Source organism: Candidatus Rokuibacteriota bacterium (assembly GCA_016209385.1).
In the GTDB taxonomy this organism is placed as follows: Bacteria; Methylomirabilota; Methylomirabilia; order Rokubacteriales; family CSP1-6; genus JACQWB01.
The window spans coordinates 1-9,572 of the sequence record JACQWB010000134.1 but is presented as its reverse complement, the minus strand read 5'-3'; the positions used below and the strand labels follow the sequence as shown (position 1 = coordinate 9,572).

The following is a 9,572-nucleotide window of genomic DNA, read 5'->3' as shown; positions in this document are numbered from 1 at the left end:
CCTATGAGGCTTTGTCCCAGCAATACGACACCCTCATCCTGCCGGCCAGGCCGGCGAAGACCCGTGACAAGGCGAAAACCGAAGACGCCCTGACGATCGCCGCGCGGTGGATCCACGCGCGCCTCCGCCACGAGACCTTCTTGTCTCTGACCGCCCTCAACGCCCGGATCGCCGAGTGGCTCCACGAACTCAATGACCGCCCGATGCGCCTCTACCAGGCCAGCCGGCGGGAGCTCTTCGAGCGGCTGGACCGTCCCGCGCTGCGGCCGCTGCCCCCCGAGCCCTTCGTCTACGCGGAGTGGAAGAGCGCCCGGGTCAACATCGACTACCACGTCGAGATCCGTCGCCATTACTACTCGGTCCCCTTTTCCCTCGTCCACGAGGTGGTCGATGTCCGGGTCACCGCGACGACGGTCGAGGGCTTCCACAAGGGGCAGCGCGTGGCCGCGCATGTCCGCGACGACACCCCTGGAGCGCGCGCTCGCCTGCCTCGCCGAGCGGGTCGCCTGGCAGGGACGCGGAGGAGAGCCGGCTGTGGTCCTGAGCACGAGCTTCGGTTATCGGCTCATCTTGCCGCGCTCCCGAGCCTTGGATTACCTCTAATGGCGGATCTCCTCATGGACACCCGTGAGCTAGAGGCTACGGTCGGCAAGATCGTGCGCGAGCAGCCCGCGCGGGTGCCCGAGGCGACCGAGGACTCGGTGGTGTTTAACGATTTCGTGGCAGCGATGGGCGAGGTGATCAGCGCTGAGGTCACCAAGGCCGTCAACAAGGTACGGGGGCGCGTGGACTAGGAGGAGGGGAGGACAATGGGGGTCATGCAAGGGGTGGAGCAGATGGTGGCTCAGTTCATCGGGTCGGAGGTGGCCGGAGCGCGTTTCATACGCGACGTGCGAGCGCTGAGAGATGGGCCCGAAGGCGAGCGCGCGCGCGCCGCCCGCGTGCGCGCGGCGTCTGCCTGGTCTCTGGACCAGGACCCGGAGCTCCGCCTGGCTGAGCGAGCGCGCGCCGAGATCGCCGCCGCGCTCGACGCGGTAGAAAAGCGCCTCGACGCCCTCGCGGTGCCCGCCGGCGCCCTCGACGTGGGCCCTGCCGCCGAGATCGTCGCGGAGTGCCGGGGCGCCCTCGCGGAAGTGGCGCGGTGGATCGCCGCCGCCAAGCAGGGGGCCCGGGCGTGGATTCACGAGCGGCGGCGCGCAGGGCTGCGAGCCCTTGATGAGAAACTGCTCGTAGCCGTGGAGCACGCGACCGATCTCGCGCGCGAGCGGGCGCGGTACAGCGAGGAGACGACGCGCCTCGCCGGCCGACGCGACGAGGCTGATCTCGGGCACCCATTCCCCGCGCTCCTGGGTCAGGGCGACATGGTCGAGAGGATCAAGAGGCGATTGGAGGGGTGACGTGGACTTCCCGGAGTCCGTCGCCAAGGACTGGCTCACGCGCCGCCTTGCGGAGAACGTCGAGGTAGGGACGGACGGGTGATCTTCGACTTCGCGGGGGTAGTCCCCGGTGCCCGGGACCGGCGCCGGGCCGCGAACCCGCCCGCGTCCCCGCGGCTGCGCCGTCGCGTGATCACGGCGGCACAGGCTCCTGCGCGGGCGGGACGGTCCCCTTTTCGATCCCGGCTCGGCGAAAGGCGTTGACTGAGGAGCAGGATCCAGCCGAAGGCTCGTGCTATAATCAGTCCCGATTGGAGGATACGATGCACACGATCTTCCTGAGTACCGAAGAGAAAGAGAAGAAGGAAGAAGGGTTGCGGCTCATCATGCTGGGCGGCATGGTCGAGTATACCGGGCAAAAGGACGTATACCGCGTGCCGAGCGACACGCTCCGCCGCCTTGACGAGCACGACATTTCCTATCAGGTTCTCAGCGCGGGCTAGTCCTCCTCGGGAGGGGTGAAATTCCGCAGGAATTTGAGACTATCTCCTGCGTGAAGTTTGAGTTGCTTCTGCCTGCCTCGTATGTGAGGCGGGATGATCCTCGGCACACGCCCCAGTTTGTTCAGTTGTCCGAAATCGCTGACATTCTCAATGACCTGACCGCCAAGTACCAGCGGTACGGGGGCTATACCATCTCCAATCCGTTCGGCCCACCGCCGCTTGCTGGGGGCTACCAAGGTGGACCCCAAGAGCGGAGCTTCAGCGTCATGGTGATAGCTCCCGACAATCAGTTGAACGAGGCAGAGCAGGACATCAAGCGCCTAATTACCTTGTTCCAAGAGCGCTACTACCAGACAGAGATTCTTTGCTACTCGCACCCGGTCAATAGGTACGTCCGTCCCTAGACGCGCTTGAGGTACTGAGCACCGCCGCGTCCCCGGCTACGATTCTTGTTGGCCTTCGGGCGGCGGCTTCATCCAGACTCGCCGGGGCGGGCGCTCAGGTGACGAACCGGCTCCCAGAGGCACCATGTCTAGATCGCTCTCGCGTGGATGCGCTGATCGCCATTTCTTCACTTCGTCGCGGGCAATTTCCTCCGCGATGAGCCTGGCAAGCGCCCCCCTGATCTCGCGCTTCACGTCAGCATCAGAGAGCCCGAAGTGGTGAGCGAGCTGGCTAGCTTGTGCCCCCCACTCGGGACGACCCTTCGCGCCCGTCTTTCTTTGCTTGTTCGCCATGTTCCCACCCCTCCTCGCACGAGTTGTTGAATGGCTGTTGAATGAAACGACTGAGGGGTTAGAGCCTCTCGCCCTAACCCCCCGATTTCTTTGGTTGCGGGGGCTGGATTTGAACCAGCGACCTTTGGGTTATGAGCCCAACGAGCTACCGGACTGCTCCACCCCGCGTGACGCCTCTTTCTTACCGTAAGACGGCTCGCCTGTCAACCCTGCCGGCCCCGACGAAGCTCAGCCTCCAGTAGCGATGGCGGCGGCCGGCCCCGGTCAGCCGGCAGGAGCGCGGGCCCGCTCTCCTGCGCGGAGGAGCGTCAGCGGGCGGGGAAGCGCTCCGGCAACGGGCTCCGCCGGAGGAAGCTGTAGGCCGGCAAGCCCGCACACGGCGAGGGCCGCTTCGTTCAGGACGAAGCGCTCCGGTTGGCCGGGGCCGGGCCGATGCACTGCCACCCAGGCCCGATCAAGGTTTTCGGCGAGGGCTTCCAGGACCGGGCTCTGATCCAGCGCCTCCAGGTGGCGGCGGTGGCGGACCTGGTCGAAGGCCGCGCGGATTCGCTCGTCCCAGGCCTCGCCAGCTTCGGCAGAAAAGCTGAAGACCGGCTCTGTCACAACCGGGAACGATTACCCAGTTACCCTCGGCCGGATCACCCGATCGGTCTTGGCCGGCTCGTAGCAACCGGTGCGCGCCAGCGCCCAGAGGACGCGCCAGGCAGCGCGCGTGGCCAGGAGCCAGTAGGTCTGGCAGCGGAAGACTCCCCAGAACCTGTCCCTGAGCGTCTTCCACCTGACGTCGACGGGCTTCGGCAGGCAGGGCATCAGCTCCTCGATCGTCCGCTGCGTCACGAGCCCGCCGACCCAGATGCTGAGGCCCAGGGCTGCGCCGGGGAAGGCCAGCGCCAGGGCGAAGAGCCAGAGCGGATCCCGGTAGAAGTAGGCGAGCTGCCAGCCGAGGAAGCCGAGGAGGGGATAGACCAGGACCGCCGTCGGCCACTCGACCACCTTGTTGCCCACGTGGCGGAGGAGCTGGGCCAGGTTGAAGGCCCGGGGCTCATCCCGCCACGCGCGCCAGAGGTGGCGGACATCGTCGAGCACCCCTTTGTACCAGCGCGCGTTCTGGCGGATGATCTTCTCGGGCGTCTCCGGGAGATCGTTGACTTCCACGAGCGGCAGCGCCCGGATCAGGATGCCGCGGCGGCCCAGGTCGTAGCCGAGCGTGGAGTCCTCGGTGGCGCCGTCGGACGGGAACCCGCCGAGGGACTGGAGCGTATCGAGGCGGACGAACTGGTTGTGGCCGAGACAGATCTGGGACCGGCGGAAGAGGAACTCGAACATCGGGCGGATCACCCCGGCGGCCCACGGCGCGCGCCGGCAGAGCGTTTCGAGGATCCTGACCCGCTTGACCTCGTTGATCAGGCGGGCGATCGAGACGCGGATGAAGATGGACGATTGCTGGACCGCGCAGATCCGGCTGCGGACATCGAGCCGGTCGAAGTTGGCGAGCGAGAGCGTGACGCCCTGGTAGGCCAGCGCCCCGCGGCCGGCCAGCTCCTCCTGGGCGATCCAGAGATAGACGTTCGGATCGGGGAGCGAGTCGGCGTCGGACACCCCGACGAAGTGGCGCGCGGGGTCGAATGCCTCGCCGAGGACCTCGCCCAGCAGCTCGGGACGGAGGGCCCAGTTGAGCTGGTGCGCCTTCCGCCCGGCTCCCGGCATCGTCAGGATCCAGAGCCGCTTCTGCTGGTAGGGCGGCAGCTCGGCCTGGAAGCGGCGGACGACCTCGGCGGTCGAGATTCCCATGGCCGGGTGGGGCGCGAGGTCCTCCTCCGCCTTGGTCACCACGACCACGTGGAGCTTCGACTGGGGGTAGCGCGAGCCGAGGAGCGCCTGCAAGGTCCCGCCGATCGCGGGCTCCTGGTAGGCCGGGACCAGGTGGAGAAACACCGGCGCCCGGTCATCCTGCTCGAGGGCCTCCTCCGAGGGGAGTTCGTGGAGGCGCGTGGCGGTGGCCTTCACGAGGCGGAGCGTGGTCAGCATCCCCTTCCAGTCGATCAGGAGCTTCACCACCGCGCGGAAGTTGACGACGAACGCCATCAGGAACAGGAACGGAATCAGGAGATCCATGTCAGCGGCTGTCCTCCCGGTGTGGCGTGGGTGGGAACTGCAGCACCTTCTCCCCTTCCTTCAGCAGGCCCAGCTCCTCGCGGGCGATCTTCTCGACCTGGGCCGGATCCTCGCGCAGGCGGTCCACGGTGCGCGTGAGCTGCTCGGTCTCTGACCGGAGCCGGCGGAGCTCCTGCTCCAGGGCCCCGACCTCGCGCTTCATCTGCCAGACGCGGACCAGGCCGCTCCCGCCGTAGGCCAGAAGCCCGAGGAAGGCGACGGTAGCGAGGGCGAGCGCGCCGCTGACGAGGAGCCGGCTCCGCCTCACGCCGCGCTCCGGGTGAACGGCCCCCGGCCCGGCCAGGCCGCGGCGGCCCCGAGCTCTTCCTCGATCCGAAGGAGCTGGTTGTACTTGGCGGTGCGCTCGGCGCGGGCAAGCGACCCGGTCTTGATCTGCCCGGCGTTCACCGCCACGGCCAGGTCGGCGACGAACGTGTCCTCGGTCTCGCCGGAGCGGTGGGAGATCACCGTGCCGTAGCCGGCACGCTTGGCCAGCTCGATGGCCTCAAGCGTCTCGGTGAGCGTGCCGACCTGGTTCGGCTTGACGAGCACCGCGTTGGCCACGCCCTTGCGGATCCCCTCGCGGAGAATCGCCGGGTTGGTCACGAAGATGTCGTCGCCCACCAGCTGGACCTGTGCGCCGAGCCGCCGCGTCAGCGCCGCCCAGCCGTCCCAGTCCTCCTCGCCGAGGCCGTCCTCGATCGAGCAGACCGGGTAGCGACCGACGAGCGACGCGTAGAAGGCGATCATCTCCTCGCTGCTCCGCGCGGCGCCCTCGGCCCTCAGGTGGTAGCGGCCCTGGCGGTGGAACTCGCTCGCGGCCGCATCGAGAGCCAGGAACACATCCTCGCCGGGGCGGTAGCCGCTCCGCTCGACGGCCATGAGCAGCAGATCGAGGGCCGCCGTGTTGGAGGGCAGCACCGGGGCGAAGCCGCCCTCGTCGCCGATCCCGGTGGAGAGCCCCTTGTCGCTGAGCAGGCGTCGGAGCGCGTGAAAGATCTCAGCCCCCATCCTCAACGCCTCGGCGAAGCGCGGCGCGCCCGCGGGGACCAGCATGAACTCCTGGATGTCGAGGCCGTTGTCGGCATGGACGCCCCCGTTCAGGACGTTCATCAGCGGCACCGGCAGGAGCCGAGCGCCCGGGCCTCCGAGGTACTGGTAGAGGGGAAGCCCGGCCTCCTTCGCCGCGGCGCGGGCGACGGCCAGCGAGACGCCCAGGATGGCGTTGGCGCCCAGTGCCGACTTGTTGGGGGTGCCGTCCAGCTCGACGAGCCGCCGGTCCACGGCCGCCTGCTGGGAGGCCTCCATCCCCGTCAGCTCGGGGGCGATGACCTCGAGCACGTTCCTGACGGCGCGGAGCACCCCCTTGCCGTGGAACCGCTTGGCATCGCCGTCGCGCAGCTCGACGGCCTCCCGCTTGCCCGTCGAGGCTCCCGAGGGGACGGCAGTCCGACCGGAAGCCTCACTCTCGAGGGTCACCTCGACCTCCACCGTCGGGTTCCCTCGGGAGTCGAGGATCTCGCGCGCGTGGATCTCGACGATGGCCGACACCCTACGATCCTCGGAGGGGGGCGGAGCCCCCCTTCCGAACCTCCCCCGGGGGTTGCGCGGGCAAAGCCCGCGCTCGAACAAGGAGCGCGTCACAGCCCGAAGGACTGCGCGACGTGCTCGTCATGACCTCCGCTCGAGGATGAAGGCCGCCAGCGCCCTGATCGGCTCGGCGCGCGACCCCAGGGGCTCCAGCGCCGCCCTGGCCTCCTCAACCAGCGACTTCGCCCGCATCCGTGAGGCCTCGAGCCCGAACTGCCCGGGGTAGGTCACCTTCCGCTTGCGCGTGTCGCTCCCCGCCGTTTTCCCCAGCTCCTCCAGGCTTCCCTCCACGTCCAGGATGTCGTCCACGATCTGGAAGGCGAGGCCGACCCGCGAGCCCGCCCGGCTGATCGCCTCGAGCGCGCCCGCCGGGGCGCCGACCAGGAGCGCGCCCGCCCGGAGCGACGCCCGGATCAGGGCCGCCGTCTTGTGCGTGTGAATGTACTCGAGGGTGTCGGCGCCCACCGATTTCCCCTCGGAGAGGATGTCCACGACCTGACCCCCGATCATGCCGCCGGTCCCCGCGGCCTCAGCGATCTCGGCGAGGACCGCACGGAGGCGGGACGGGCCCCTCACGGGAGTGGTGTCCCCGCCACCGGCCGGGCCCGCGCCTTCGGCGAAGTTTTCGGCGATGAGCCTGAAGGCCAGGGTGAGCAGGGCGTCGCCCGCGAGGATCGCGATCGCCTCGCCGAACACCTTGTGGCTGGTCGGGCGGCCCCGGCGGAAATCGTCGTCGTCCATCGCCGGCAGATCGTCGTGGATCAGCGAGTAGGTGTGGATCAGCTCCACCGCGCAGGCCGTCGGCATCACGTCCCGGGCCGTCCCCCCGCACGCCTCGGCTCCGGCGATGGCCAGGATCGGCCGCAGCCGCTTCCCGCCCGCGAAGACGCTGTAGCGCATCGCCTCGTGAATGGTGGACGGGTAGACCTCCGGGCGCGGGAGGCAGCGATCGAGGGCCTCGTCGACGAGCCGGTGGCGCTCGGCGACGTAGGACGCGAGGTCGAAGCTCACTGCCCGCTCTCCTCCCCTTCCAGCCCGAACGGCTGAGCCTTGAGCAGGCCGGACTCGTCCCGCGTCAGGAGCTCGATCCGGCGCTCGGCCTCCTCCAGGTACTTGGCGCAGCGGCGGGCGAGCGCGACGCCCTCCTCGAAGGCCTTCAGCGACTCTTCGAGGGAGAGGTTGCCCGCCTCGAGGGTGCTGACGATCTGCTCCAGGCGGGCGAGGGCGTCTTCAAACTTGAAGTCGGTCATCGCGCTCCCGCACCTCCTGAACCAGGCAGTCCAGTGTCCCCTCCCGGAGCAAGACCTCGATCGGGCTCCCCCGCTCGACCTGGCGCCCCGACCGGACGATCTCGCCCGACGGGAGCCGGGTCAGGCTGTATCCCCGCCGGAGGACCGAGAGCGGGGAGAGGCTGTCGAGCTGACCGACGGCGCTCCCCAGCCGATGGCGCGAGCTCTCGACGCTGTGGCGGACTCCGAGCCGCAGCCGCCCGTCGAGCTGGCGGAGGAAGCGGGCGCCGTCGGCGACTCGCGTCAACGGAGTCTGCGAGCGCAAGGTCGTCGTCACGAGCAGAAAGCGCTGGCGCACGCGCCTCCCGCACGCCCCGAGCCCCGCGACCAGGCGCGGGACCAGCTCGTCGACCCGGCGCTGGCGGTCGCGGAGCGGGCGCGCCGGATCCGTCAGGACGCGCCGGCGGGCCAGCCCCTCAACCCCCGCCCGGTGCCGATCGAGCCGCTGGCGCACCGAGCGGATGAGACGCCCGCGGAGGTCGAGCAGTTGGGCGACCACGGCGGCCTTTTCCTCGACCACCAGCTCGGCCGCCGCCGACGGCGTCGGGGCCCGGACGTCGGCGACGAAGTCGGCGATCGTGAAGTCGGTCTCGTGCCCGACCGCCGAGACGACCGGCACCTTGGAGGCCGCGATGGCCCTGGCCACCGCCTCCTCGTTGAACGCCCAGAGGTCCTCGAGCGAACCGCCCCCGCGCGCGACGATGATCACCTCGAGGTCCCCGACGTAGTTGAGGTCCGCCAGCGCCTGGACGATCTCGCCGGCCGCGCCCTCACCCTGCACGCGCACCGGCGCGATCAGGAGGTGAAGGTCGGCGAAGCGGCGACCCAGGATCTTGAGGATGTCGCGCACCGCAGCGCCGGTCGGCGACGTGACGATCCCGATCTTGCGGGGGAAGCGCGGGAGCTGGCGCTTGCGCGCCGGGGCGAAGAGCCCCTCGGCGGCGAGACGCGCCTTGAGCTGCTCGAAGGCGAGCTGCAGCGCCCCGAGCCCCTTGGGCTCGAGCAGCTCCACAACGAGCTGATACTCTCCCCTGGCCGCGTAGACCTCGAGGCTGCCGAAGGCCAGGACGTGGAGCCCGTCCTCCACCTCGAAGCGCACGCGCCGCGACCGGTTGCGGAAGAGGACGGCCTTGATCTGGGCGGACTCGTCCTTGAGGGTGAAGTAGGCGTGGCCCGAGGCGGCGACGCGAAGGTTCGAGATCTCCCCCTCGACCCAGCAGGCGGGGAAGCGCTCCTCGAGCAGCTCCTTGATCCGGGCGGTCAGCTCGGAGACGGTCCAGACCGGTCGCTGGTCACTCATGCCTGGATCTCCCCTATGAAGCGTACTCATATACCGGTGCCGTTCGGTCCGGCTTGCCGGGTTCACGCAAGATTGCCTCGATCCGTCTGACCGTATCGGGCTGCAGCAAGACATCTCCGCACACCGAACACACCTCTGCCGGAACACCATCGATGACTACGACATGCCCATGATGTCGGACAGTGTGGACGATCTTCCTTTCCTCGTACTCTCCCGAGCAATCCTTGATCGAACACTTCAACGTGATGTCCTCTTAGACCATCTCTTGCTGGGCATGCCGAGTGATTCGAAACCTTCCAGCCTCGATCTCCCCAAGAATCCGTCTTAGAATCTCCTCAGCATCGCGGGCGGCCACCCCCAACTCGCCTCGCTAGATCCCTACCAACATGCCACCGCGCACGACGACGACCCCCAGCAAGGCGACCCTTCACGCTACGCCCAGCTGGCGGCGCGCGAGCTGGAGCGTGTTCTTCATCAGCATGGCGATCGTCATCGGTCCCACCCCGCCCGGGACCGGCGTGATCGCCTGGGCCCGCCGCCCGACGGAGTCGAAGTCCACGTCGCCCACGAGCCGGCCGCTTTCGAGACGGTTGACGCCCACGTCAATCACCCACGCCCCCTCT

At 68.9% G+C, this 9,572-nt stretch carries 13 protein-coding genes and 1 tRNA gene; 3 read left to right on the top strand and 11 right to left on the bottom strand.

From position 1 onward, the window contains the following. From HY726_09000 to HY726_08990, 3 genes are all read left to right on the top strand, one after another. The coding region (locus tag HY726_09000; GenBank protein ID MBI4609133.1) for a hypothetical protein at positions 1-794 on the top strand (794 nt) is incomplete at its 5' end. A gap of 15 nt (positions 795-809) precedes the next feature. After that, a complete protein-coding gene (locus tag HY726_08995) occupies positions 810-1,397 on the top strand; it encodes a hypothetical protein (GenBank protein MBI4609132.1) in 588 nt (195 codons plus the stop codon). 302 nt (positions 1,398-1,699) lie between these two features. Beyond that, positions 1,700-1,879: a hypothetical protein gene (locus HY726_08990; protein MBI4609131.1), complete on the top strand. Its 180-nt coding sequence runs from the start codon at positions 1,700-1,702 to the stop codon at positions 1,877-1,879. A gap of 440 nt (positions 1,880-2,319) precedes the next feature. Here HY726_08990 and HY726_08985 read toward each other — a convergent pair whose 3' ends face one another. The 11 genes from HY726_08985 to HY726_08935 all read right to left on the bottom strand — a co-directional run. Next, positions 2,320-2,616 carry a hypothetical protein gene (locus HY726_08985; GenBank protein MBI4609130.1) on the bottom strand — a complete coding sequence of 99 codons (297 nt, stop codon included), beginning with the start codon at positions 2,614-2,616 and terminating at the stop codon, positions 2,320-2,322. 91 nt (positions 2,617-2,707) lie between these two features. Further along, positions 2,708-2,784, bottom strand: a tRNA-Met gene (locus tag HY726_08980). Positions 2,785-2,880: 96 nt separating this feature from the next. Continuing rightward, complete coding sequence (locus HY726_08975; GenBank protein MBI4609129.1) at positions 2,881-3,219, bottom strand: hypothetical protein; 339 nt, start codon at positions 3,217-3,219, stop codon at positions 2,881-2,883. A 12-nt stretch (positions 3,220-3,231) separates the two neighbouring features. Further along, positions 3,232-4,731, bottom strand: coding sequence for a glycosyltransferase (locus HY726_08970; GenBank protein MBI4609128.1), 1,500 nt, complete (start codon positions 4,729-4,731; stop codon positions 3,232-3,234). A gap of 1 nt (position 4,732) precedes the next feature. After that, complete coding sequence (locus HY726_08965; protein ID MBI4609127.1) at positions 4,733-5,038, bottom strand: septum formation initiator family protein; 306 nt, start codon at positions 5,036-5,038, stop codon at positions 4,733-4,735. After that, positions 5,035-6,321 (bottom strand): phosphopyruvate hydratase, encoded by a 1,287-nt coding sequence (eno, locus tag HY726_08960; GenBank protein MBI4609126.1) that lies wholly within the window; start codon positions 6,319-6,321, stop codon positions 5,035-5,037. Before eno ends, HY726_08965 begins: the two co-directional genes overlap by 4 nt. Before the next feature lie 120 nt (positions 6,322-6,441). Continuing rightward, positions 6,442-7,371, bottom strand: a complete 930-nt coding sequence (locus HY726_08955; protein ID MBI4609125.1) for a polyprenyl synthetase family protein — start codon at positions 7,369-7,371, stop codon at positions 6,442-6,444. Next, complete coding sequence (locus HY726_08950) at positions 7,368-7,610, bottom strand: exodeoxyribonuclease VII small subunit (protein MBI4609124.1); 243 nt, start codon at positions 7,608-7,610, stop codon at positions 7,368-7,370. Before HY726_08950 ends, HY726_08955 begins: the two co-directional genes overlap by 4 nt. Next, positions 7,591-8,949, bottom strand: a complete 1,359-nt coding sequence (locus tag HY726_08945) for an exodeoxyribonuclease VII large subunit (GenBank protein ID MBI4609123.1) — start codon at positions 8,947-8,949, stop codon at positions 7,591-7,593. Before HY726_08945 ends, HY726_08950 begins: the two co-directional genes overlap by 20 nt. Before the next feature lie 13 nt (positions 8,950-8,962). After that, a complete protein-coding gene (locus HY726_08940; GenBank protein ID MBI4609122.1) occupies positions 8,963-9,190 on the bottom strand; it encodes a YgiT-type zinc finger protein in 228 nt (75 codons plus the stop codon). 186 nt (positions 9,191-9,376) lie between these two features. Continuing rightward, on the bottom strand, positions 9,377-9,572 hold a 196-nt coding region (locus tag HY726_08935; protein ID MBI4609121.1), incomplete at its 5' end, for a bifunctional 5,10-methylene-tetrahydrofolate dehydrogenase/5,10-methylene-tetrahydrofolate cyclohydrolase.